This is a genomic window from Sphingomonas zeicaulis, from assembly GCF_050433225.1.
Taxonomy (GTDB): Bacteria; Pseudomonadota; Alphaproteobacteria; order Sphingomonadales; family Sphingomonadaceae; genus Sphingomonas_D; species Sphingomonas_D zeicaulis.
Genome location: NZ_JBNPXQ010000001.1, coordinates 477277 through 501759 on the forward strand (window position 1 = coordinate 477277; position 24483 = coordinate 501759).

Annotated in this window: 21 protein-coding genes; 14 read left to right on the plus strand and 7 right to left on the minus strand. The window is 68.1% G+C overall.

Annotated elements, in window-relative coordinates:
* Positions 1-4 precede the first annotated feature (4 nt).
* The 3 genes from FHS96_RS02430 to FHS96_RS02440 form a co-directional block, all read right to left on the minus strand.
* A complete protein-coding gene (locus FHS96_RS02430; RefSeq protein ID WP_429587720.1) occupies positions 5-1315 on the minus strand; it encodes a serine hydrolase domain-containing protein in 1311 nt (436 codons plus the stop codon).
* A gap of 276 nt (positions 1316-1591) precedes the next feature.
* Entirely contained in the window at positions 1592-2890 is a 1299-nt protein-coding gene (locus FHS96_RS02435) for an HlyD family type I secretion periplasmic adaptor subunit (protein WP_429587722.1), read from the minus strand.
* A gap of 24 nt (positions 2891-2914) precedes the next feature.
* Positions 2915-4282 carry a TolC family protein gene (locus tag FHS96_RS02440; RefSeq protein WP_429587724.1) on the minus strand — a complete coding sequence of 456 codons (1368 nt, stop codon included), beginning with the start codon at positions 4280-4282 and terminating at the stop codon, positions 2915-2917.
* Between the two features lie 485 nt (positions 4283-4767).
* On the opposite strand from FHS96_RS02440, the gene FHS96_RS02445 reads away from it, so the two are divergent.
* Positions 4768-6495 carry a type I secretion system permease/ATPase gene (locus tag FHS96_RS02445; protein ID WP_429587725.1) on the plus strand — a complete coding sequence of 576 codons (1728 nt, stop codon included), beginning with the start codon at positions 4768-4770 and terminating at the stop codon, positions 6493-6495.
* A gap of 134 nt (positions 6496-6629) precedes the next feature.
* On the opposite strand, the gene FHS96_RS02450 is transcribed toward FHS96_RS02445, so the two are convergent.
* Complete coding sequence (locus FHS96_RS02450; RefSeq protein WP_429587727.1) at positions 6630-8339, minus strand: acyl-CoA dehydrogenase family protein; 1710 nt, start codon at positions 8337-8339, stop codon at positions 6630-6632.
* 49 nt (positions 8340-8388) lie between these two features.
* Between FHS96_RS02450 and FHS96_RS02455 the strand changes: the two genes are divergently transcribed.
* The 6 genes from FHS96_RS02455 (at position 8389) to nadA (ending at position 14314) form a co-directional block, all read left to right on the plus strand.
* Positions 8389-9351 carry an L-threonylcarbamoyladenylate synthase gene (locus FHS96_RS02455; protein WP_429587728.1) on the plus strand — a complete coding sequence of 321 codons (963 nt, stop codon included), beginning with the start codon at positions 8389-8391 and terminating at the stop codon, positions 9349-9351.
* Positions 9352-9487: 136 nt separating this feature from the next.
* Positions 9488-9856, plus strand: a complete 369-nt coding sequence (locus FHS96_RS02460; protein WP_429587730.1) for a BlaI/MecI/CopY family transcriptional regulator — start codon at positions 9488-9490, stop codon at positions 9854-9856.
* The gene (locus FHS96_RS02465) at positions 9853-11571 is read left to right on the plus strand and encodes a M56 family metallopeptidase (protein ID WP_429587731.1); all 1719 of its coding nucleotides are present in this window, start codon (positions 9853-9855) and stop codon (positions 11569-11571) included. The genes FHS96_RS02460 and FHS96_RS02465 overlap by 4 nt, the downstream gene beginning before the upstream one ends.
* A 123-nt stretch (positions 11572-11694) precedes the next feature.
* Positions 11695-12552: an MBL fold metallo-hydrolase gene (locus FHS96_RS02470; protein ID WP_429587733.1), complete on the plus strand. Its 858-nt coding sequence runs from the start codon at positions 11695-11697 to the stop codon at positions 12550-12552.
* A gap of 1 nt (position 12553) precedes the next feature.
* Positions 12554-13255: a DUF4230 domain-containing protein gene (locus FHS96_RS02475; RefSeq protein ID WP_429587735.1), complete on the plus strand. Its 702-nt coding sequence runs from the start codon at positions 12554-12556 to the stop codon at positions 13253-13255.
* Between the two features lie 48 nt (positions 13256-13303).
* Positions 13304-14314: a quinolinate synthase NadA gene (gene nadA / locus FHS96_RS02480; protein WP_429587737.1), complete on the plus strand. Its 1011-nt coding sequence runs from the start codon at positions 13304-13306 to the stop codon at positions 14312-14314.
* Positions 14315-14363: 49 nt separating this feature from the next.
* On the opposite strand, the gene FHS96_RS02485 is transcribed toward nadA, so the two are convergent.
* Positions 14364-14825, minus strand: coding sequence for a DUF6644 family protein (locus tag FHS96_RS02485; protein ID WP_429587738.1), 462 nt, complete (start codon positions 14823-14825; stop codon positions 14364-14366).
* A 22-nt stretch (positions 14826-14847) separates the two neighbouring features.
* The gene (locus tag FHS96_RS02490) at positions 14848-15195 is read right to left on the minus strand and encodes a DUF6152 family protein (RefSeq protein ID WP_429587740.1); all 348 of its coding nucleotides are present in this window, start codon (positions 15193-15195) and stop codon (positions 14848-14850) included.
* A gap of 156 nt (positions 15196-15351) precedes the next feature.
* Between FHS96_RS02490 and nadC the strand changes: the two genes are divergently transcribed.
* From nadC to FHS96_RS02510, 4 genes are all read left to right on the plus strand, one after another.
* Positions 15352-16197 carry a carboxylating nicotinate-nucleotide diphosphorylase gene (gene nadC / locus FHS96_RS02495; RefSeq protein ID WP_429587742.1) on the plus strand — a complete coding sequence of 282 codons (846 nt, stop codon included), beginning with the start codon at positions 15352-15354 and terminating at the stop codon, positions 16195-16197.
* Positions 16184-16903: a ribonuclease T2 family protein gene (locus FHS96_RS02500; protein WP_429587744.1), complete on the plus strand. Its 720-nt coding sequence runs from the start codon at positions 16184-16186 to the stop codon at positions 16901-16903. The genes nadC and FHS96_RS02500 overlap by 14 nt, the downstream gene beginning before the upstream one ends.
* A 93-nt stretch (positions 16904-16996) precedes the next feature.
* Positions 16997-19582 carry a TonB-dependent receptor gene (locus FHS96_RS02505; RefSeq protein WP_429587746.1) on the plus strand — a complete coding sequence of 862 codons (2586 nt, stop codon included), beginning with the start codon at positions 16997-16999 and terminating at the stop codon, positions 19580-19582.
* 202 nt (positions 19583-19784) lie between these two features.
* Entirely contained in the window at positions 19785-20615 is an 831-nt protein-coding gene (locus tag FHS96_RS02510; RefSeq protein ID WP_429587747.1) for a prephenate dehydrogenase/arogenate dehydrogenase family protein, read from the plus strand.
* Here FHS96_RS02510 and FHS96_RS02515 read toward each other — a convergent pair.
* Positions 20528-21232: a TonB family protein gene (locus FHS96_RS02515; protein WP_429587748.1), complete on the minus strand. Its 705-nt coding sequence runs from the start codon at positions 21230-21232 to the stop codon at positions 20528-20530. The genes FHS96_RS02510 and FHS96_RS02515 overlap by 88 nt on opposite strands.
* A gap of 138 nt (positions 21233-21370) precedes the next feature.
* Between FHS96_RS02515 and FHS96_RS02520 the strand changes: the two genes are divergently transcribed.
* Genes FHS96_RS02520 through FHS96_RS02530 form a run of 3 tightly spaced genes read left to right on the plus strand, consistent with a single transcriptional unit; the run spans position 21371 to position 24389 of the window.
* A complete protein-coding gene (locus FHS96_RS02520; RefSeq protein WP_429587749.1) occupies positions 21371-22555 on the plus strand; it encodes an aspartate aminotransferase family protein in 1185 nt (394 codons plus the stop codon).
* Positions 22552-23478 (plus strand): ornithine carbamoyltransferase, encoded by a 927-nt coding sequence (argF, locus tag FHS96_RS02525; protein ID WP_429587751.1) that lies wholly within the window; start codon positions 22552-22554, stop codon positions 23476-23478. The genes FHS96_RS02520 and argF overlap by 4 nt, the downstream gene beginning before the upstream one ends.
* Positions 23478-24389 carry an Hsp33 family molecular chaperone HslO gene (locus FHS96_RS02530; RefSeq protein WP_429587752.1) on the plus strand — a complete coding sequence of 304 codons (912 nt, stop codon included), beginning with the start codon at positions 23478-23480 and terminating at the stop codon, positions 24387-24389. The genes argF and FHS96_RS02530 overlap by 1 nt, the downstream gene beginning before the upstream one ends.
* Positions 24390-24483 lie beyond the last annotated feature (94 nt).

Consider the following 24483-nt stretch of genomic DNA (forward strand, 5'->3'; position numbering starts at 1 on the left):
GCGGTCACTCCGCGGTGTCGGCGGTGGCTGAAACCAGCGTGCGGCCGGTGCCCGGCATGTCGACCTTCAGCCAGTCCCGCGTGGGCAGGCCATAGAGCATGTCGAGCACTTCGAGCTGCAGCCCGACCGGCTTGGTGCTCTGCGAGTTCCACAGGATGGCGACGCCGGTGCGCTGGACCGGATCGAACACCATCAGCGAGCGATAGCCGCGCACCGCGCCGCGATGGCCGACGAGCTGGTGGCCCGCATAGGCATATTCACGGAAACCCATGCCGTAGGTCACGCCGGAGATCGCACGATCCTCGATGCCGAAGCCGCGTGCGCGGCCGGTGACGGTGAGCGGCGCGTGGATCGTCTTGAGCAGGCTGGGGGGAACGACGCCGCTGGCGACGCCCATCTGCGCCTGCATCCAGCGGCCCATGTCGATGATCGAGCTGTTGACGCCGCCCGCCGCGGGCACGCGATAATAGCTGTCGACCACCGGCATCACCCGGGTGCCGACATGCGATCGCGCCCAGCTCGGCGCGGATTGCAGGCCCTGGCGGCTGATCGTCGCGCTGGTCATGCCCAGCGGCAGGAAGATGCGTTCGCGAACGACATCCTCGTAACGGCGGCCGGTGACACGCTCGACCATCTCCGACGCCGCATCATAGGCGATGTTCTGATAGCTGTAGCAGCCGCCGGCGGCGCACTGCATCGGTACGGTGGCGAGCTGGGTGCGCAGCACGCGCGGATCCTGCCCGGCTTCCAGCTTGCCGTCATAGGCGTTGCGCACGATGCCGAGGCGCTGGGCGAGCAGATCGGTGACGGTCAGCCGGTTTTCGGCGCCGCCCGGCAGCTTGAGCGATGAGGAATAGCGCGAGATCGGCGCGTTGAGCGCGATCTTGCCGTCGGCGGCGAGCGAGGCGACGGTGGTGGCGGCAACGCCCTTCGACAGCGAGGCCCAGCGGAACACGGTGCGCGTCGTTACCGGGTCATGCGTGCCATACTGGGTGACGCCATAGCCCTTCACGAAGCGCAGCTCGCCATTTTCGACGATGGCGACGGCCATGCCGACCATGCCCGGCGTGGCGACGACCTGCTGCAGCCGGCGATCGAGCCGCGCATAGTCGATCAGGCTGGGGCCGCCGCGACGCATCACCGCGGGCACCGAGCCGGCATAGCCCGAGGTGAGGCCCGGCTGCGCCTGCGCCGCCGCGTCGGCATGCGCGAAACTATAGGCGGAGGCGGTCAGCGCGATGGCGATGGCACCGCCACCGGCGACGATCCAGCGCTGGGTTGGAATCTTCGCGGATTTCGTGATTTTCTTGCTCAAGCGACACCCCGATCCGGCGCTTGCGGTACACCGGTTGGGACCGAGTGTAACGACTTTATGAATAAAAGGTAACCAGATTTCCGCTCGCTTTGGCGCGGCAGGGAGTCGATTTGGCTCGATTTCTGCGGGCGATGTCAGTGGTGGGCGGCCTACCGGTGTCACCGAGAGCGTCGCTGAAGGGGTGTAACCGTTGCGACGCTTGCGCAATGAATCCTCTCCCGCGCGCGGCGGGAGAGGGCCTTTTTGTGCCTTGTGGACACCTTCTCGGGCGCAGCCCTACTCGCGGAAGGCCTGGTCGCGGATGCGGGTAATCGGGGTGAGGAGATAGTTGAGGACGGTGCGCTTTTCGCCCAGCAAGTTGACCGTGGCAGTCATGCCCGGGCCGATCGGCAGCAGCTTGCCGTTGCGGCGGATGCCGGCGGCAGTGGTGCGCACGCGGACGAGATAATGGGTCTCGCCATTGCGTTCGTCGAGCACCGCATCGGGCGAGATCGCGACGACGTTGCCTTCCAGCGAGCCGTAGATCGCCGGATCATAGGCGGTGATATCGACCTTGGCGCGCTGGCCGATCTTCACCGACGCAATGTCCTTGGGTTGCACCTGCGCCTCGACCAGCAGCGTGTTTTCGCTGGGGACCAGTTCGATCACCGGCGCGCCGGGGGCGACCGAGCCGCCGACGGTGCTGACGAGCACGCGGTTGACGCGGCCGTCGAGCGGCGCGCGCAACACGGTGCGGCTCTGGCGGTCGGCGAGGGCGGGCAATGTGCTGCGCCGTGCATCGAGTTCGGCCCGGGCGGCGGAAAGTTCGCCGCCGGCCTGCGCGCGCCAATCCTGCGTGGCGCGGCGCATCGTCGCCTCGGCCTCGCCCACCGCGGCCTGAGCGCGCGCGACCGCGGAGGCGGCGCCGGCGGCTTCGCTGGCGGCCACCGCCGCCTGGCTTTCGGCCTGGATCAGCGAGACGCGCGGTTCGATGCCGCGTTCGACGAGCGGACGGATCGCATCGAGCTGCAGCCGTGCCGAATCGCGCGCGGAGATTCGCGCCGCTTCGGCCGAGCGTGCCTCGGCGAGGGCATTGCGCGACTGGCTGACGCGGGCAGCGGCGGCGGCCTGCAGGCTGGAAAGATCGGCGATGCGCGAGCGATAGAGCGCCCGTTCGATCTCCACCTGGCCCCGGCTCTGCTCGTCGGGCGCGTCGGGGAAGGCGGGGGCGCGGCCTCCCACCTCGGCCTCCAGTCGCGCGATCTTGGCGAACAGCGCGTAGGTGGTCGCCTGGCCGCTGCCCAGTTCGGCGGCGCTCTGGATCGGGCTGAGCCGCAGCAGCGCATCGCCGCGCTTCACCAACTGGCCGGTGCGGACCAGGATCCGCTCGACCACGCCGCCTTCGAGGTTCGAGACGAGCTGGAGCTGCGAGCTGGGGATCACGCGGCCCTGGCCGCGCACGGTGCGATCGATCTCGGCGATCGCCGCCCAGATCAGGAACAGCACGAAGAAGCCGAAAATGCCCCATAGCATCAGGTTCGATACCGTGCGCGGGCGGACCCTCATCGCCAGATCGTCGATATGCGTCTCAGACATGTTTACGCTCCAGCCCGATGACGCTCATCGATCCCCCTTGTCCCAATCGAGCCGCGGCGACGGGTTGAGCCCGAGGGCCGGCAGCAATTCCCCCATGCGCGACATCAGTGCGTAGCGCGCGACCTCCAGCTCGACTTCGGCGAGGATATACTGCGCGGCCGACTGGAAGAAATTATCCTCACCCTGGAGCACACCGATCAACGATCCGCGCGAGACGCGGAAGCGCTCGGCGAGCACGTCGCGCGAGAGGCGCGCGGCACCATAGCTGCGTTCCTGCGCATCACGCGCGACCTTCAGCGCCTCCAAGTCGGACCAGGCGATCGATGCGTCGCGCTCCGCCTCGATACGCAGCCGCGCGGCGCGCGCCTCGGCGGTCACCGCGCGCGCCGATGCCTGGCGGGCGCGAAACGCACGGCCGCCGAACAGGCGGTAGCGCAGCCCGAGGCGCGCGCGCACGTCATAGTCGCGATCCGTCTCGAACACGCCGTAGCGGCCGGCATCGACGCCGGCAATGATCGTCGGCAGGTTTTCGGAGCGGACCGCCTCCGCATCCCAGTTCGCCGCCTTGGCGGCTGCATAGGCGGCGCGCACCGCCGGCGTGTCTCCCGCGGCTGCGACGGCGCGTTCGCGGTCCATCGCCGGCCAGCCGGCACGGTGCGGGCCGTTCATCGCAGGGGGCGGGGGTGCCCCCATCAATTCGGTATAGCGTGCCTCGGCATTGGCGAGCTGGCGGCGGTAATTGGCGAGCCGGCTGGCGCCGATGGCAACGTACGAGTCGACCTCCGCGCGGTCGCCGGGTGCCGACACGCCCTGGCGGATGCGCTCGTCGACCGCGGCGCCCAGCTCGGTCTGGCTTTGGGCATAGGCGGTGGAGACCGAGACGAGCGCGCGATAGGCGAACACGTCATACCAGGCGACGATCGCGCGCAGGCTGATATCGTCGGCGGTGGCGGCGATGCCGGCATCCGCGCTCTCGACACGCGACTTCGCAGCGGAGATGCGCTCCACCGTCGCGCCGAAATCCCACACCGGCGCCGAGAGCGTCACCGTCGCGTCGGTGCGCTGGCGGGCACGCGACCGTTCGATGATGTTCTGCGGATCGTTGGAGAATTCGCGGGCCAGCGTACGAAACGCGCTGACATTGACTTCGCCCTGCGGGAAGCGCTGCGCCTTGGCTTCGCCGCGAGCCGCCACGGCTTCCGCCCGGCCGGCGCGCGCCTCGGTCAGCGCCGGGTGCTGGTCCACCGCGAGGTGGATGCGATCGACGAACGTCTCGGGCAGGCCGATCGTGCCGATCAGCCGCACCACCGGATCCGACGCCATATCCACCTTCAGCGGATCGCGATCGGGCGCCGGCAGCGCGGGCTGCTGGGCACCGATCGGCGCGGCCATCATTGCAAGCGCCACGGCAAGTGCACTCGCTTGCCCTATCGCGCGGTTATGCCACGCCATCCCCACTCCACGCGCCGCCCTCTGATGCCGGGCTCGTACCGCAGGAAAAGGCGCCCGCCAAGCGACCTCCGTGCGGAACTTCATCCGCAGCCGTAATGAAGCACCCCGGGTTCGACGAAATGAGCGCCCTGCGTGGCCGATCGATAATGTTCGCGCAGGGCGGCAGGGCGCAGGGGCAAGGCGAACCATAGCAAAACCGGTCGATCTCAGCGATTTCTTGGCAACTTGGTCCATTTCGGTGGGAATCACGCGGTGCCGGTCGGCCGAAACCGTCGTTGCGAAGCTTGGGTGCCGGGCTTTTCGATTTGTCCCGGCATGTAAGCGACGGCAGCCAAGACGGCTCGACAGGCGACGAAAGCCGCTGCACATGGTGCCCTGTGCGCCGCCGGCTCCGGCAAGCGGCTGTGGGAGGAGCAAGGCCGATCATGAGCAACCCCGACGCTGTCGCCGAACGTCCGCCAAGGTTCGCCGCCTGGCTGATGGAGCCGATGCAGCGCAACCGCCAGACCTATATCAAGGTCGCGATCGCGGCGGCGATGATCAATATCTTCGGCCTGCTGACCTCGCTGTTCACGATGACGGTCTACGACCGGGTGGTGCCCAACAACGCGACCTCCTCGCTGATTGCACTGACGATCGGCCTGGCGATCGTGGTGATCTTCGATTTCGTGCTGCGCACGTTGCGTGCCTATCTGGTGGACGTCGCTGGCGCCGACATCGACCATGAGGTCGGCTCCACCGTGTTCCAGCGGCTGCTGGCGCTGCGGCTGGACCTGCGCAAGGGATCGACCGGCGCGCTGACCGCACTGATGCGCGAACTGGAGACGCTGCGCGAATTCTTCGCCTCCGCCACGCTGACCGCGGTGGTCGACGTGCCGTTCATCGTCGTGACATTGCTGGTGACCGCCGCGATCGGCGGCGTCGTGGTGATCGTGCCGCTGATCATGATCCCGCTCGTCGTGCTGGTCGGCTGGCTGACGCATCCGGCGATGGACCGGCTTTCGGCGCGCGCGATGAGCGGCGGGCTGCTCAAGCAGTCGGTGCTGGTCGAGACGGTCGGCGGGCTGGAGATGATCAAGAGTTCGGGCGCGGGCCCGCTGCTGGCGCGCCGCTGGGCGAAGGCGGTGGACGATCACGCGGACAGTTCGCTGCGGCAGCGGCTGGTCTCTTCGATCAGCGTCAATTTCGCGAGCTCCGCCAACACCATCGCCTATGCCGGCGTGGTCGTGGTAGGCGTGACCCTGATCGCCAAGAATGAGCTGACGATGGGCGGCCTCATCGCCTGCTCGATCCTCGCCGGCCGCGCGGTGGCGCCGCTGGGGCAGATCGCGCAGATGCTGTCGCGCCTCACGGCCACGCGCACCTCCTACCGCCAGCTGCAGGAACTGATGTCGACCCCGGCGGAAGGGCCGGAGGCGACGCCGCTGAAGATGACGCGGATCGAAGGGCGGATCGAGTTCCGCAACGTTTCCTTCCGATATCCCGGCGCCGCCGAGCGCGCGCTCGATGGGGTGAGCTTCACGATCGCGCCGGGCGAGCGCGTCGGCCTGCTCGGCCGCGTCGGTTCGGGGAAGTCGACGATCGCGCGGCTGATCCTTGGGCTCTATCCGCCCGAGGACGGGCTGGTGATGATCGATGGCGCGGACATCCGCCAATATGATCCGTCGGAGCTGCGCCGCCACATCGGAGCTGCGATGCAGGACAATGTGCTGCTGAGCGGCACCGTACGCGAGAATATCTCGCTGGGCCGCGCCGAGGTGGACGATGAGGAGCTCGTCCGCCTGTGCACGATATCGGGCACGCACCAGTTCATGGGGCAACTCGTCAACGGCTATGACCTGCGGCTGGCCGATCGTGGCGAGAGCCTGTCGGGCGGGCAGCGCCAGTCGATCGCGATCGCGCGCTCGCTGGCGGGCAAGCCCAAGGTGATGGTGTTCGACGAGCCGACCAGCGCGATGGATGCGCAGACCGAGGACGCACTGCTTCAGCGCCTGGGCGCCGAGCTGGCGGATCGCACCCTGGTGCTGATCACCCACCGCCCGCCGCTGTTGCGCCTCGTCAACCGCATCATCCTGATGGACCGCGGCCGCATTCAGCTCGATGGCCCGCGCGACAAGGTGCTGGAGCAGATCCGGCCGTCGAAGGCGGCGTAAGGGGGGGGCGTGCATTTCCCCCTCTCCGTTCGTCCCGGACGCAATCGGCGAGCGAGTCGCGCGAAAAACGCGTCAGGCTTCAGGCGCGGAACGCCGCGGTCCCTCGAATTCGCTCAGGACGACGGCGGTAGAGCTCACGCCAGAAACGCTTCCGCCTCCACCGCATAGAGCAGGCCGGCACCGTCCAGCGCCGCCGGCTTGAGGCCGGCGGCTTCCGGCACGATGTGGCGGACGAAATAGTCCGCCGCCGCGCGCTTCATCGCCAGGAAGGCGGGGTCGCCTTCGGCGTCCGCCGCGATCCGACCCTGGCGCTCCATCTGCCAGCCGGCGACGGCCACCGCGAGCATCGTCAGGAAGGGCATGCTGCCCGCCAGCCGGTCGTCGGCGCCGGCCGTGGCAAGGTGGCGGCCGACCTCGGCGCAATCGGCGATCAGGCGTGCCAGCCCTTCATTCTCGGCGTCGCGCTGCATGTCGGCGATCAGCGCGTCGAACGGCGCGCCGCCGCCCAGCGCCAGCTTGCGGCCGACGAGGTCGGCGGCCTGGATGCCGTTGGTGCCCTCGTAAATCGGGGCGATGCGGATGTCGCGATAATGCTGGGCGGCGCCGGTTTCCTCGATGAAGCCCATGCCGCCATGCACCTGCACGCCGAGCGACGCGATTTCGCAGCCGGCATCGGTGCCCCAGGATTTGGCGAGCGGGGTGAGCAGTTCGACGCGGTCACGCGCGGCCTCGTCCCCGAGATGCGCGCGGTCCAACTGGCCGATCGCATAATAGACCAGCGCGCGGGCGCCCTGGGTCAGCGCCTTCATGCGCAGCAGCATGCGGCGGACATCGGGATGCTCGATGATCGGCACGGGTTCGCGTGAAGGCGCGCCGGCGCGCGCCGACTGCACCCGGTCCACCGCATAGGCCACCGCCTGCTGCGTCGCGCGCTCGCCGATCTGAACGCCCTGCAGCCCGACGTTAAGCCGGGCATTGTTCATCATCACGAACATCGCAGCGATGCCGCCATGCTCGGCGCCGATCAGCTCGCCATGGCAATCGTCATGATCGCCATAGCTCATGACGCAGGTGGGCGAGGCGTGGATGCCGAGCTTGTGCTCGATCGAGACACAGCGGACGTCGTTGGGGGTACCGTCGTCGCGCAGCTTGGGGACGAGGAACAGCGAGATTCCGCGGGTGCCCGCCGGCGCGCCCGGCGTGCGCGCGAGGACGAGGTGGAGGATATTGTCCGCCAGCTCATGCTCGCCGAAGGTGATGAAGATCTTGGTGCCCTTGATCCGCCAGCTTCCGTCCGCCGCCTGCGCAGCGGTGGTGCGCAGCGCCCCGACGTCAGACCCGGCCTGCGGCTCGGTGAGGTTCATCGTGCCGGTCCATTCGCCGGTGATGAGTTTGGGCAGCCACTTCGCCTTCTGATCATCGGTGCCATAGGCGATCAGCGCCTCGATCGCGCCCGGCGTCAGCATGTTGACCAGCGAGAAGCCCATGTTGGCGCTGCCGAGATCCTCCATCACCGCCGCGGCGAGTGCATAGGGCAGGCCCTGGCCGCCATAGGACTCAGGGCCGTTGAGCGAGCCCCAGCCGCCCGCGACGAACGCCTGGTACGCCTCCCTGAACCCTGCCGGCAGGATGACCCGGCCATCCTCCCAGCGCGCGCCCTCGGTGTCGCCGATCCGGTTGAGCGGCGCATATTCGCCCGCGGCGAACGCGCCGGCGCCTTCGAGGATCGCATCCACCATGTCCGGCGAGGCAGCCTCGTAGCGGGCGTCGGCCGCAAGCGCGGCGATGCCGACGACATGCTCCAGCACGAAGCGCTGTTCAGCCACCGGGGGCGTATAGGTCATGGCGGGCTCCTCTCTTGCCTCTCGTGGGCGGGCGCTATAGCGCCGCAAAATGCACGGCTCAAACGGCCCCTTCACGACCGAAATCTGCCGCTACGGCACGGCCGCGATCGCGCGCGCGGCGGCCGTGATCGGGGAGGGCGGCACGGTCGCGATCCCCACCGAAACCGTCTACGGCCTCGCCGCTGATTCGACCGATGGAGAGGCCGTCGCGCGCATCTATGCCGCCAAGGGCCGGCCTTCGTTCAACCCGCTGATCGTCCATGTTGCGGACGTGGCCGCGGCGGCGCGGCTGGCGGCGATCGATCCGGTGTCGCAGCGGCTGATCGACGCATTCTGGCCAGGGCCGCTGACACTGGTGCTGCCGCTTGTGCCCGACAGCCCCATCGCCTCGATCGTCACCGCCGGGCTGCCGACGGTCGCGATCCGCTGCCCGGCGCACCGGGCGATGCGTGACCTGCTCGCCGCCTGCGGCCGGCCGCTCGCGGCACCATCTGCCAATCCCAGCGGCGGCATCAGCGCGACCCGCGCGGAGCATGTGATGGCGGGGCTGGGCGGACGCATCCCGCTGATCGTCGACGATGGCGCGACCGCGATGGGGCTGGAATCGACCATTGCCGCCGCTGCGCCCGACCATATGCGCCTGCTCCGCCCCGGCCCGATTACCGCCGAGCAGCTGGGCGAAGCGGCTGGCGGGCTGCCGGTGGTCGCGGCGGATGGCGGCAGCATCGAGGCGCCGGGGCAGCTTTCGAGCCATTATGCGCCGGGCACGCCGCTGGCGATCGACGTGATCGCGCCGGCCGCCGATTCATTCGTGATCGGTTTCGGTGAGGCGGACGGAGACATCAATCTCAGCCCGTCGGCCGATCTCGTCGAGGCCGCCGCCGGGCTGTTCGACGCGCTCCACCGCGCCGATGCCAGTGGCCGGACGAGCATCGCGGTGCGCCCGATCCCGCAGGACGGGCTGGGGGCGGCGATCAACGACCGCCTGCGCCGTGCTGCGCATCGGGATTGAGCTTTTTGCCCCTCTTCTGAAGAGGAGTGGAGCGATTACCTCCCTCCACTCACCGCATTCATGAGCCGTTCAGCGATTTTGTGACTACACGTGTAGTCGTACTTCGATTACATCCGTAGTCAGGGAGGTCGGGACAATGACCGAGCGGATCAGCGAAGCCGAACATGCCGTGATGGAGGTGCTGTGGGATGAAGCCCCGCTCACCGCCGCAGAGGTTGCCGAACGCATCGATCCGGTGCGGGGCTGGAGCGATCGCACCGTCAAGACGATGCTGTCGCGCCTGCTGGGCAAGGGTGTGCTCGCGCATGAGGAAGACGGGCGGCGTTATCTCTACCGGCCGACGATCGAGCGCGTCGATTATGTCGCGGGCGAGTCGCGCAAGCTGATGGACCGGTTGTTCGGTGGCCGGATCACGCCGCTGGTCGCGCATCTCGCCGAACGCGACGCGCTGAGCGATGAGGATCTCGACGAGATCGAGGCGCTGCTCAAGGCGTTACGGTCATGACCGGGTGGATCGTCCAGACGCTGGTCGCCACGAGCCTGCTGATGGTGATCGTGATGCTGCTGCGCGAGCGTGCGGCAGCGCTGTTCGGCCCGCGCATCGCCTATCTGCTGTGGCTGCTGCCCGCCCTGCGCATGGTGCTGCCGCCGCTGCCGCGCAGCCTGATCGACCCGCCGATCGAGCAATTGCCGGTGCTGGTCGACTTCGTCTCGCTGGACGGCGTGATTGCGCCCGCGCGTTCGGGCACCGCCGATCCGCTGCCGACGCTGTGGGATCCGATCGCGGCGTTGCCGTGGGGCACGATCCTGTTGGTGCTGTGGCTGGGCGGCGCGGCGCTGCATTTCGGCTGGCACATCCTCGCCTATCGTCGCTTCGTGCGTCGCACGCTTTCGCAGGCGACGCCGCTGCCGCGCCTAGACCGCGACGGCATCGAGGTGTGTGCAAGCTGGGCGGTCGACGGGCCGTTCGCCACCGGCGTGTTCGTAAAAACGGTGGTGCTGCCGCACGACTGGCGCTGGCGCTACAGCGAGGAGGAGCTTCGCCTCGCGCTGCGCCACGAGTTCATCCATCATCTGCGTTGGGACCTGTCCGCCAATTTCGCGGCGCTGGCGCTCCTCTCTCTCCATTGGTTCAATCCGATCGCGCACCGCGCCTGGCGCGCGTTTCGTGCCGATCAGGAACTGGCCTGCGACGCGCTGGTACTGGCGGGGGCGACCCCGGCCGAGCGCCACAGCTATGGCCTTGCGGTGGTCAAGTCCGCCTGTTCGCGGACACCGGTCGCCGCCTGCACTCTCGGGAGCCGTGATGAACTCAAGAGGAGACTACGCATGATGAAGTCGGGCAAGCGCTCGCCGGGCCGCAGCGTTTCGGGCGCCGTCCTGGCGGTTGCGCTGCTGGCGGGCGGGCTGGCGCTGACCGCATCCGGGGGCATGGCAGCCGAGGCCGCGAGCGAGGTGGTGAAGCCGATCGGCGTCGCGCTGGTCGGCGCGCCGGTTCCGCCGGAATCGTTCGAGCTGCCGGCCGCGCCCGAGGCGCCGCTGGTCGATGCGCCGGCGCCGCCTGCCGCCCCGGTGGTGGCCCTGGCCGCGCCCAGCGCGCCGCCCGCCATCCCGGCCGTCGTCCCGCCGGAGGCTCCGCTGCCGCCGGCGCCGCCGGCGCCGCCCGCTCCGCCAGCCATGCCGCGCTGGGCGGACGGCAGCGAAGCAGCCGAGGCCGCGGCCGACGCCGCCGAGCGCGCCGCCGACCGTGCGGAACGCGCCGCCGAGCGCCGGGCCGCGGCGATCGAACGCGCCGCGCAAGCCCGCGAACGGGCGCTGGAGCGTGCCGGGGAGGCGCGTGAACGGGCCGCCGAGCGCGCCGCAGAGGCTGCCGAGCGCCATGCCGAACGGTCCGCCGAGCGCCACGCCTATATGATGGTGCTGGACGAGAAGGGCGATCGTCGCGTCACCGCCGGCGGCCATGGCCGGTGCAACGGCAAGGGGCGGGTGACCGAGACGCAGGTCGTCACCCGCGGCGAAGGCGATGGCGCGACCCGCCGGGTGGTCGTGTGCGCCGCTGCGCCCAGCGAGGCGGAAGTGCGCAAGCTGACGATCGACGCGCTGGAAAAGGCCCGCGCGAATCTGTCGCGGACGCATGCGCTGCAGGGCAATCACCTGCAGGAAGCGCTGGCCGGGCTGGACGCGGAACTGGCGCGGCTGCGCGTCGCGCCGGCGAAGTAAGCGGCGTCGGCCGCCGCGGCATCTCATAACCTGGACCCGCCGCATGCGGCAGGGGCGGGGCCGGCGCGCACGAGCATCGCGTCGGCCCTTGCTTCTCATCGTGGAATCGCCACATCGAAGGGTATGAACGATCAACCGACCGGCCTGGCGGTGGAGGTCGAGCCGCTGGTGCGGCGGATCCTCGCCCCCAACCCCTCGCCCTACACCTATACCGGCACGCAGACCTATGTCGTCGGCCGGGGCGAGGTGGCGGTGATCGATCCCGGCCCGGCAGAAGCCGCGCACGTCGCGGCGATCCTCGCGGCGGTAGCCGGAGAGCGGGTCAGCGCGATCATGTGTACGCACACGCATCGCGATCACAGCCCGGCAGCCGTGGCGGTGGCCAAGGCGACCGGTGCGGAGATCGTTGGCTGCGCACCGCTCGCGCTGGTCGACGATGGCCCGCGCGCCGATTCGGCTTTCGATGCGGGCTATGCGCCGGACCGGGTGCTGACCGACGGCGAACGGGTGACCGGCCCCGGCTGGACGCTGGAGGCGGTGGCGACGCCCGGCCACACCTCCAACCATCTCTGCTTCGCGCTGGTCGAGAGCGGCGCGCTGTTCACCGGTGACCATGTGATGGGCTGGTCCACGACGGTGGTGGCGCCCCCGGATGGCGATATGGCCGCGTACATGGCGAGCCTGGAGCGGCTGATCGTGCGCGAGGACCGCGTCTATTATCCCGCGCATGGCGATCTCGTCGAACGGCCGCAGCGCTTCGTCCGCCACATGGCGGCGCACCGCAAGCAGCGCGAGAAGCAGATCCTGTCGCTGCTGCGCGAGGGCGAACTCGGCGTGCCGGCGATGGTCGCGCGCATGTATGTCGGGCTCGACCACCGGTTGGTCGGCGCCGCGGGGCGATCGGTGCTCGCGCACCTGATCGACCTCGGCAATCGCGGCGTGGTGGTGGCCGAAGGCGATCATTGGCGGCTGGCGGCCTGACATGCCCGGCTGGCTGAAGACGATGCTCGCCACCGCGGCGGGCGTGGCGCTGGCCCTGGTGGCCGGCTGGTATGCGCTGCAGGGCATCGGATCCTATCTCGACGACAAGATCGCGCCCGCGCCGGAAACGATCGCACAGGCCAGCCTGGAGGGCATCCGCGAGCAGAACCGCCTTTCCACCTTCGCTGCGCGCTATGTGGCGGTGGTGACGAGCGAGCAGACCCGCATGGGACTGTTCAGCGCGCGCAAGACGATGATCATGCCGGGCATGGTCCGCTATGAGGTGGATCTGGCCAAGCTGACGCAGAAGGATGTCGCGTGGGACGGCGAGGCGAAGCGGCTGACCGTGACCTTGCCGCCGGTGGAGACCAGCCGGCCCGAGATCGATATGAATGCGGTGCGCGAATATGACAGCGGCGGGCTGCTGATCCGGCTGACCGACGCCGAAAAGACGCTCGATACTGCCAACCGCCGCCGTGGGTGGGAGGAATTGCAGCGCCAGGCGCGGCAGCCGCAGATGATGAAGCTGGCGCGTGACGCCACCCGCCGCGCGGTGGAGCGCAGCTTCGCGATGCCGCTGAAGGCGGCGGGGTTCGACGCGCAGGTCAGTGTGCGCTTCGCAGACGAGCCCCAGCCGGGTAATGGCGAGCAGATGGACCGTTCGCGGTCGCTGGAAGAGATTTTCGGGAATCGTTCGGAATAAGCGCCCAACCAGCCTAGAGGGCGGCCGAGCGGAGGAGGAGAAGACGAGATGGATGCACGCGGCGGCATGGGCGGAAGCCTGACCGGTGTCGACCTGCGCGCGGAGATCGATCGGCTGCGCAAGGAGCGCAACGCCGTGATCCTCGCGCATTATTACCAGAAGCCCGAGATCCAGGACCTCGCGGACTTCGTGGGCGACAGCCTCGATCTCAGCCGCAAGGCGGCGGCGACCGATGCGGACGTGATCGCATTTTGCGGCGTGAAGTTCATGGCGGATACCGCCAAGATCCTGTCGCCGCAGAAGATCGTGGTGCTGCCCGATCTCGACGCCGGCTGCAGCCTCGAGGACAGTTGCCCGCCGGACAAGTTCAAGGCGTTCCGCGAGGCGCACCCCGACCATATCGCGCTGACCTACATCAACTGCTCGACCGAGGTTAAGGCGCTCAGCGACGTCATCGTCACCTCGTCGTCGGCGGAAAAGATCCTCAGCCAGATCCCGGCGACGCAGAAGATCATTTTCGGGCCGGACAAGAATCTGGGCGGCTATCTGGCGCGCAAGACGGGGCGCGACCTGCTGCTGTGGCCAGGCGTGTGCATCGTCCACGAGGCCTTCAGCGAAACCGAACTGCTCAAGCTCAAGGCGCGATATCCCGGCGCGCCTGTGGCGGGGCACCCCGAATGCCCGCCGCATGTGCTTGACCATGCCGATTATGTCGGTTCGACCAGCGGCATCCTGGACTATGCCAAGGCGATGGACGGCGACGTGCTGATCGTCGCCACCGAGCCGCACATCATCCATCAGATGCAGAAGGCGATGCCGCACAAGACGTTCATCGGCGCGCCCGGTGCGGACGGCAACTGCAACTGCAACATCTGCCCCTACATGGCGCTCAACACGATGGAAAAGCTCTATGTCGCGCTGCGCGACCTGCAGCCGCGCATCGAGATCGAGGAAGGCCTCCGGCTGGCGGCGAAGAAGTCGCTCGATGCGATGCTGGCGATGGCCAGCGGATCGGTGGGGCAGGGTGACCTTGGGCCGCGAAAGGTGACGGGGGATTGAGGGCCTGAAGCCCTGAAGCCCTCTCCCCTTGGGGAAGAGGGAATAAGGTTCAGCTATAGGCGATCAGCCGGCCCAGTGCGGCGACGCTGAGCCATAGTGCCAGTGACACCCCGGCCATCAGCCGCATCGCGATCGTCGGCTGCGTGCCCGGCGGTGCGACGAACCGGAATGCCAGCGCGTTCACCAACGCCATCGCGATCAGCACCATCTTGCGCCAGAACTGGTCCGACACCACGAGCGCGCGGGCGTCCGCGGCGAACAGCAACAGGCCGCTCGGCAGCATCAGAACCAACCCCGCGATTGCCAGCGGGGTGAGCGCGCGCGAGAGCGCGTGCAGCGGCAGCGACCGGAAGGCGCCGACAATGCGCAGGTCAAGGATGCCGATGCCGCCCACCAGCAGAACCAGCCCCAGCAGATGGAGCAGGTTCGCGATCGGATAGGCCCAGGCCGATCCGCGCGCGATCATGCCCAGCTGCGACGCCTCAAGCGCGGCAGCGAAACTCTCGATCATCCGCGCCCGATGCCCGGACGGCTCAGCGCAGCTCGACGGTCTTGCCGTCGACGATCACCCGCTCGATCCGCATTTCGGGCGTACCGTCGCTGCGGGGATAGCCGATCAGCGTCACGGTTTTTTTGGGGGCCAGCATCTCACGGGTGAGGCCGCGCGCCTCCATCCGCGCGACCGGCGCGAGCACGACATCCCATGTACGCTTCTGCCATTGGACCTTCGCGGCGCCATGGGGATTGCCCCAGGTGACTGCGCTGAGCGGCGCCTTCACCGTCATGACCTTCTCGGCGTCGTAGGAACTCCAGCCATGATGGGCCTGAACCGCGATTGGCGTCACGATCAAAGCTGCGGCGATCGTCCATCGCATCCACATCTTCGCTCTCCTTGCACCCGGCCGGCACCGCCTTGCGCGACGCCTCTGCCGCACGCGCAAACGCGCGATCGGGGCAAAGGGATGCATTCGCCCAGCTTTTCGCGCGCGCCGAGAGCGACTAGGAGGGCGTCGCGTCCACCGCCGATGGGATCACTGATGACCTTTTCTCTTCCCGGTTTCGATATTGACGCCTTCGTCACCGCGACCCTCGCCGAGGATCTCGGCGACGCCGGGGACATCACTTCTGCCGCGGTGATTCCTGCGGAGGCGCGGTTCGAGGGGGTGATGGACAGTCGCGATGCCGTTACCGTTGCCGGGCTCGGCATTGCCGAGGCCTTTTTCCGCCGGCTCGATCCCGCGGTCGAGATCGAATGGCTGGTGCAGGATGGCGATCGCGTGGCCGCGGGCACCGATCTGCTGCGGCTGCGCGGCAATGCGCGGGCAATGCTGACGGCCGAGCGCTCGGCGCTCAACACGGTGCAGCATCTCTCGGGCATGGCGACGATGACGCGGACCTATGTCGACAAGATCATCGGCACCGGCGCGATCCTGCTCGATACGCGCAAGACCATCCCCGGCCTGCGGCTGCTGGAGAAATATGCGACGCGGATGGGCGGGGCGACCAACCACCGCATGGGGCTGTGGGACGCGGCGATGATCAAGGACAATCATGTCGCGGTCGCGGGCTCGGTGGATGAGGCGGTGCGCCGCGCGGCGGCGGCGGGGATCGCGCAGATCATCGTCGAGGTCGACCGCATCGACCAGATCGAACCCGCGCTGGCCGCCGGCGCCACCCACCTGCTGCTCGACAATATGGAGCCCGCCACCTTGCGCGGCGCGGTGACGCTGGTCGGCGGCCGCGTGCCCACCGAAGCCTCGGGCGGGGTGCGGCTCGATACGATCCGCGCGATCGCCGAAACCGGCGTGACTTATATCTCGGTCGGCCGGCTGACGCAGTCGGCACCCGCCGCCGATATCGGGCTGGACTTTGCGGCGGTCTGAGTTCGCCGCCGCGCTGGTGCTGGCGGTTGCCGCACCAGTTGCCTCGGCGCAGGCGGCGGCGCCTTCGTGTCGCTTGCCGGACAGCGTGCCGCCGGCGCGGGCGATCTTCCCGCCGCGCGACGAGGCGCCGCGCCGCACGCCGGTCGATGGCTATCTGTTGGCGATGAGCTGGTCGCCCGAATATTGCCGCACCCGCAAGGACAGCGCGGCGGACCGATTGCAATGCGGCCGCGCCAACCGCTTCGGTTTCGTGCTCCACGGGCTGTGGCCGGAATCGGACCGCGGCGGGGATCCGCGCTGGTGCAGCCCGGCCGAGGCGCTGCCGGCCGATCTCGTGCGCCGGCATCTATGCGACACGCCCTCGGTGCAACTGATGCAGCGCGAATGGGCGAAGCATGGCACCTGCGCCGCGCGCAGCCCTGCCGGCTATTTCCAGGCGGCATCGATGCTGTATCGCGCCGTCCGCTTCCCGGACATGGACGCGCTTTCGCGCCGCAAGCTGACCGCAGGCGACTTCCGCCAGGCGTTCGCGGCGCGGAACAGGGGCATCACGCCGGACATGGTGGCGATCGACGCGAACCCGCGCGGCTGGCTGGAGGAAGTGCGGCTGTGCCTTGGGTCGCGGATGAAGCCGCGAAGCTGCGCGCGTGGCGATCGTGGTGTCCGCGACGATGGGCCGCTCAAGATATGGCGCGGCGGGCGGTAGCCGCCCTGTCATCATCACGTCCCGCGATCGTCACCTGACTGTCGCACATCACGCCTAACCGCGCCCCATTCATAGAAAAGTGGGGACGAGATTATGGCGTTCAGATCGCTGGCCATCGGCGTAAGCCTGTTCGCGCTGATCGCGGGCACGGAGGCGTTCGCACAGGAGGTTGCCGACACCGGGGAGCCCGAGATCGTCGTCACCGGCCAGCGCGCGCAGCAGCAGCGCTCGATCGAGATCAAGCGCGAGTCGATCGGCATCGTCGACGTCGCGGCGTCCGACGAGATCGGCCAGCTTCCCGACAGGAACGTCGCCGAGGTGATCGAGCGGCTGCCCGGCGTGGGCGTGCAATATGATCAGGGCGAGGGCCGCTATGTGGCGATCCGCGGCATCCCCTCGGATCTGAACAATTATACGGTCAACGGCTTCGAACTCGGCAATCCGGATGGCAACACCCGCCGCCTGCCGCTCGACATCGTGTCCGGCCAGCTCCTCAACCGCGTCGAGGTGACCAAGGCGAAGACCGCCGAGCTGGACGGGCAGGGGATCGGCGGCACCGTCAATCTCGTCACCCAGACGGCGTTCGACTTCAAGGATCCGTTCGTCGTGTCGGTCACCGCACAGGCGGGCTATCAGACGCTCAACGAGAAGGTGCCGGTGCGCGCCGATGCCAGCATCGGCGGCCGCTTCGGCAGCGACGAGCAGTTCGGCATCCTCGTCGGCGCGAGCTATTCGAAGCGCGATTTCCAGAGCTTCGGGCTTTATCCCGACGATTGGGCGCTCAACGAGGATGCCGCGCGCGGCGCCGCGCCGATCAACATCAAATATAATGACTATAATCTGGAGCGCGAACGCATCGGCGGCATCGCCTCGTTCGACTGGCAAGCGACGCCGTCGACGCGGCTCTATGTCCGCGGGCTCTACAGCAAGTTCACCGAGAACGAATATCGCCAGCGCTATCGGCTGGATTTCGCCACCGCGGCGCAGATCGCGGCAGGCACCGTCAGCTTCAATCCGGACGGGCTGACCGGCGTGTCGCGCGTGACCGAGCAGCGTTCCGATCTGCGGCTGGAATATAAGGAAAAGTCGGTGCTGATCGGCATGATCGGCGGCCGCACCGAAACCGACGACTGGGTGATCGACTATGGCGGCGCGCGCTCGCACAACGAGGTGATCGAACCCAACCAGCTCTGGCAGTTCCGCGGCAATCCGGGCGTGGTCGATTTCGACTTCTCGGACAAGCTGTTCACCGCCACGCCGCGCATGCCGCTGACCGCCAACGGCCTGCAGTTCCGCCAATATTCCGAGCAGGACGAGAGCGGCGACGAATATATCTGGACGGGCAAGCTGGACGTCACCCGCAAGCTGGCATTCGGCGATGACAGCTTCATCCGCGTCGGCGGCAAATATCGCGCGACCGACAAGGATTTCGATTCCAACAACACGGTCTACATGCGTGGCAGCGGTGCTGCGACGCGCTTCTCGCTCGGCCAGTTCGACCTCGCGGGCGAGGATGTCTCGTCCTACCCGCGCAAGGGGCGGCCCTATCTGATCACTCCGGTGATCGATGCGGACAAGATCGTCGATTTCACTGCGGACCCGACGAACTCGAAATATTTCGTGCTCGATGAGGGTACGTCGCTCGCCAATGCGACGCTCAACGACCTCGACCTGTCCGAGAAGATCGCCGCGGGCTATGCGATGGCGAACATCGACTTCGGCGCGATCTCGATCACGCCCGGCCTGCGTATCGAGCGCACCGAACTCAGCATCCGCGGTTTCCAGCTCGAAAATGGCGACGATGTCGTGCCGGTCAGCGGCAAGCGCAGCTATACGGACTGGCTGCCGAGCCTGATGATGCGCTTCCGCCCGAACGACGAAGTGGTCGTGCGCCTCGCCTATACGCGCAGCGTCGGCCGGCCGAATTATTCGGACCTGACCCCGGGAGGCGAGACCGCCTATGAGGAGAATGGCGACGGCACGTTCGACGGCTCGGTCTCGGTCGGCAATCCCAACCTCGCGCCCTATGTCTCCGACGCGCTCGATGCCTCGGCGGAATGGTATTTCGCGCGCGGCGGCCTGATCTCGGTCGGCGTGTTCGCCAAGTTCATCGACAATCCGATCTATACCGAGAGCGTCACCCTGACCGACACCAGCTATGGCGGTCGCGACTATGCGCGGCTGGAATTCTCGCAGCGCCAGAACGGCACCAGCGCCGACATCATCGGCCTCGAAGTCGCCTATCGCCAGCAGTTCGAATTCCTGCCCGGCTTTCTCTCGGGCTTCGGTCTCGAAGCCAATGCGACTTTGATCGATTCGACCTTGAAGGTCGATGGTCGGGGCGAGCCGGCGGGTTTCCCCGAACAGTCGAAGCTGCTCTACGGCGCGCAGCTCTTCTACCAGAAGGGGCCGATCGAGGCGTCAGTCGCCTATCACCACACCGGCCGGGCGCTGATCGCGCTGGGCGGCGAGGCGCTGACCGATCAATATAATGACGATCTGCGCCGGCTGGACGCCAAGGCAAGCTTCGCGCTGACGCCGAACATCCGCCTGTTCGTGGAAGGGCAGAACCTGACCGACGAGCCGACGCGGCAATATCAGGGCGGCCGCCGCGACTGGATCATCCAGAACGAGCGCTATGGCCGCACCTATTATGCGGGCGCCTCGGTCCAGTTCTGAAGCGACAGGCGCGACGCCTGGCGTTGACAGGCGCCGCCCGGCCTTCTAGCCGCCGGGCATGGCCACCATCCGCCTCTTCGCCGGGAGCTATTACGCGCCGCTGACATAGCGGTGGGTGCGTCGTCATCATTCAACCGCTGCGGGCCAGCGGTTGAGATCGGCGATTTCACATCCTGCTCCGCAGCACAGTGGAGCATGGTCAATGAAGGCTGGAGCCCGCCCGTCGCGGCCCGCGCTTGGTATCATCGGTCTGGGGGCATTCGGCACACTCGCCGTCCGCCATCTTGCGCCCTATTTCGAGATCCGCGCCTATGATCCGGCCTATCGCGGCGGGGCGGAGGTGGCGATGGCTCCCCTTGCCGCCGTCGCTGCCTGCCCGATCGTGCTGCTCGCGGTGCCGGTGAGCGAATTGGGCGCGGCGATCGCAGCGATGGCGCCGCATTTGCGACCGGGCGCGCTGGTGCTCGACGTCGGCTCGGTGAAGATCGCGCCGGCCACGATCATGCTCGAACGGCTGCCGGCGCATGTCGACATCCTCGCGACGCACCCGCTGTTCGGCCCGCAGAGCGCGCGCGATGGCGTTGCCGGGCACAAGATCGTGCTCTGTCCGCTGCGGGGGCGCCGGACGGCACGTGTCGCCGCCTTCCTGCGCCATGTGCTCGCGCTCGACGTGATCCGGACCAGCCCGGAGGAACATGATCGCGAGGCGGCGCTGGCGCAGGGGGTGACACGCCTGATCGCGCGCATCCTCTTTCGCATGGAGCGCCTGCCGGACCGCATCACGACACGAAGCTTCGAGCTGATCCGCGAGGCGATCGAGATGGTCCGCGACGATGCGCCGGGCGTGGTCGACGCGATCGAGCAGGCCAATCCCCATGCCGGGGCGGTGCGCCGCGCCTTCTTCGACCATGCCCGCGCCATCGAAGAGGAGGGGGCGGCATCGGCTCAGTCGGCGGGCGCCTGCCACCAATCCTGCCGCCAGCCGGTCACGTCGGCGATCGCGCGGCCGCTGGTGTCGGTGGCGGGGCGATAGCGGAAGCGCTTCGTCGCGAGCCGGCAGGTGGTGGTGTCGAGCGCCGGGTCACCGCTGGACTGCGCGACGCGGCAGCCGGTGACGCGGCCGTCGGCGCCGACATCGAGATGGATGAGAACGCTGGCGCTCGCCCGTCCGCGCGCTGCGCGGGGAAAGTCGAAGATGTTGATCGCGCCGGCGATCCGCCGTGCGCGCGTGCCGCCGCCGCCGGTATCGGCGCCACCATTGCCGCTGCCCAGCCCCGCGCCGGTCCCGCCCGCGCCGGTGCCGGGGCCGGCCTGATCGGTCGCACCGGCGCTGCGGTCGGGCCCGATGGCGGCGATCGGGGGTGCCGCGAGCGGCTGCGCGATCTCGATCGGCGCGGGAGGCGCGACGACGGGGCGGGCCACGCTATGCAGGTTGGCGGGAGCCGCTGCGCCGCTGGCGCGTGGTGCCGGGACGAGAGCCGGTTTGGGCTGCGGCGTCTGCGCCGGCAGGTCGAAGGTCTGGAGCGCGCCGGCGGACGCCCGCGCCTCGGGCTGCGGCATCCGGATCAGCAGCAACGCAGCCAGCAGCGCGCCATGCACGGCGAGCGTGGCTGCGGCTCCGATCGGGCGGCGTTGGGCGGCTCCGGCCATGGGGTATATTACACCAATTGACACCAGGCGCAGCGCCATTGACGTCGCTTCCCCGACACCGGTATATGCCCGCCTCGCTCAGGCGACCATTCTGGTCGCCTTTTTGCGTTTTCGGCAACCTCGCCAGGAGAGACTGAGATGACCATCACGCCACTCATGCCCGTCTACCCGCGGTGCGAGGTGCGTCCGGTCCGAGGTGAGGGCTGCTACCTCTATGGCGAGCAGGGCGAGCGCTACCTGGATTTCGCGAGCGGCATTGCCGTCAACATCCTGGGCCACGGCCATCCGGTGCTGACCAAGGCGATCCAGGATCAGGCCGCCACGCTGATGCACGTCTCGAACCTCTACGGCAGCCCGCAGGGCGAAGCGTTCGCCAAGCGGCTGGTGGAAAATACCTTCGCCGACACGGTGTTCTTCACCAATTCAGGGGCGGAAGCGGTAGAGTGCGCGATCAAGACGGCGCGGCGCTACCATTATGCCAAGGGCAATGCCCACAAGCATGAGTTGATCACCTTCGGCAACGCTTTCCACGGCCGCACGCTCGGCGCGATCAGCGCGACCGACCAGCCGAAGATGCGCGACGGCTTCGAACCGCTGCTGCCCGGCTTCGCCTATGCCAGGTTCGACGATCTCGAAGGCGCCAAGGCGCTGATGAACGAGAACACCGCAGGCTTCCTGGTCGAACCGATCCAGGGCGAGGGCGGTATCCGCGTCGGCAGCGACGCCTTCATCCAGGGTTTGCGCGCGCTGTGCGACGAGCATGACCTGATGCTGGTGTTCGACGAGGTCCAGTGCGGCGTCGCCCGCACCGGCACGCTCTACGCCTATGAGCAATATGGCGTGACGCCGGACATCATGGCGAGCGCCAAGGGCATCGGCGGCGGCTTCCCGATGGGCGCCTGCCTCGCGACCGAGAAGGCCGCGGCGGGCATGGTGTTCGGCACCCACGGTTCCACCTATGGCGGCAACCCGCTCGCAATGGCGGCAGGGCAGGCGGTGTTCGACGTGATCCTCGAACCCGGCTTCTTGGAGAATGTCCGCCAGATGAGCGACCGGCTGGTGCAGGCGCTGGAACAGTTCATCCCGAACCACGACCATCTGTTCGAGAGCGTCCGCGGCAAGGGCCTGATGCTCGGCCTGAAGATGAAGAGCGACAGCCGCGCCTTCGTCGCGCATCTGCGCAGCCATGGCCTGCTCGCGGTTTCGGCGGGCGAGAATGTCATGCGCATCCTGCCGCCGCTGGTGATCGAGCAGGCGCATATCGACGAGTTCATCGAACGCCTGTCGGCGGGTGCCGCGAGCTATCAGGCGCCGGCCTCATGAGCCGGCACTTCATCGACCTGAGCGATGCCGGTGGCGACGGCGTCGCGGCGATGCTGGCCGATGCGCTCGATCGCAAGGCGGCGCGCAAGGGCTGGCCGAAGGGCAAGGTCGACGCGGATGCGCCGCTGGCGGGCTATACGCTGGCGATGATCTTCGAGAAGAATTCCACGCGCACCCGGGTGTCGTTCGACATGGCGATCCGCCAGCTTGGCGGCACCAGCATCGTGATGGATGCGGGCTCGATGCAGCTTGGCCGCGGTGAGAGCGTGGCGGATACCGCGCGCGTTCTCGGCCGCTATGTCGACGCGATCATGATCCGTACCGACGATCCCGAAAAGCTGGCACAGATGGCCGAGTATGCCGGTGTGCCGGTGATCAACGGCCTGACCGACGACAGCCATCCCTGCCAGATCATGGCGGATCTGCTGACCGTGATCGAGGACGGCAAGAGCCTGCCCGGCCTGAAATGGACATGGCTGGGCGACGGCAACAACGTGTTGCATTCGATCATCGAGGCGGCCGGCCTGCTGGGCTTTTCGGTCGATGTCGCGGTGCCTGAGGGTTATGAGCCGGATTCGCGCTGGGCGGAGGCCGCCAAGGCCCGTGGCGCCAGCGTCCGCATCCTGCGTGATGCGCAGTTGGCGGTTGCGGATGCCGACGTGGTGGTCACCGACACCTGGATCTCGATGGGGCAGGCGCATGCCGAGGCGAAGCTCGCGGCGATGACACCCTATCAGGTGACGCCGGATCTGATGGCGCTGGCCAAGCCCGACGCGCTGTTCCTCCACTGCCTGCCCGCGCATCGCGGCGAGGAAGTGGTGGATGCGGTGATCGACGGCCCGGTCTCGCGCGTGTGGGACGAGGCGGAGAACCGCCTCCATGCGCAGAAATCCGTGCTGCTGTGGGCGCTTGGCAAGCTCTGATGACCGACACACCCACCCTCGATCTCGACCGCGCGCTCGGCTTCGCGATCCTGTCGCGCAGCGTGCGCGGTCGCTTGGTCCGCATCGGGCCGGCGCTGGAGGATATCCTCGCGGCGCATAATTATCCGCTGCCGATCGAGAAGCTGCTTGGCGAGGCGCTGGTGCTGACCGCGTTGCTCGGCGCGATGCTGAAGGACGATCAGGGCCAACTCACCATGCAGGCCCAGACCGAGAATGGGGTGATCGACCTGCTGGTCGCCGATTACCGAGCGGGTGAGCTGCGTGGCTATGTGCGCTTCGATGCGGAGCGGCTGGCGGAGATGCCGGTCGACCCCAGTCTGTTCGCGCTGTTCGGCAAGGGCTATCTGGCGATCACCTTCGACCAGTCCGCGTCGAACGAGCGCTATCAGGGCATCGTACCCTTGGAAGGCGCATCCTTGTGCGAGGCGGTGTCGGACTATTTCGAGCGATCCGAGCAGATCCCGAGCCTGATCCGGGCGCATATCGAGCGGATCGAGGGCGTCGGTTGCGTCGCCGGCGGCATGCTCCTGCAGCATCTGCCCGAGGGCGAGGAGGGCGGCGAACGGCTGCACGTGCGCGAGGATGATGCCGCGTGGGAGCATGTCAGCGTGATCGGCGGCACCGTGAAGGGTGAGGAACTGGTCGATCCTGCGCTGCCGCTGGAGACGTTGATCTGGCGGCTGTTCAACGAGGACGAGGCCGAGGTGCGGGTGCTGAGCGCCGCGCAACTCGCGAAGGGCTGCCGCTGCGATCCCGACCATATTGCCGAGGTGCTGCTGAAGTTTCCCGACGAAGAACGCGCCGAAATGGCCGATGCCAATGGCGTCATCGCGGTGAATTGCGAATTTTGTTCGCGCACCTTCCCGATCCCGCTGGAAAGGCCCGCCTGACACCCTATCTCAGGGGATAGCGACCAACCGTGCGTAACGTGCTATAGGTCGTTCGTCGAAAGAGAGTCGTGAGCGCCGAGGGACGCCGCCACGA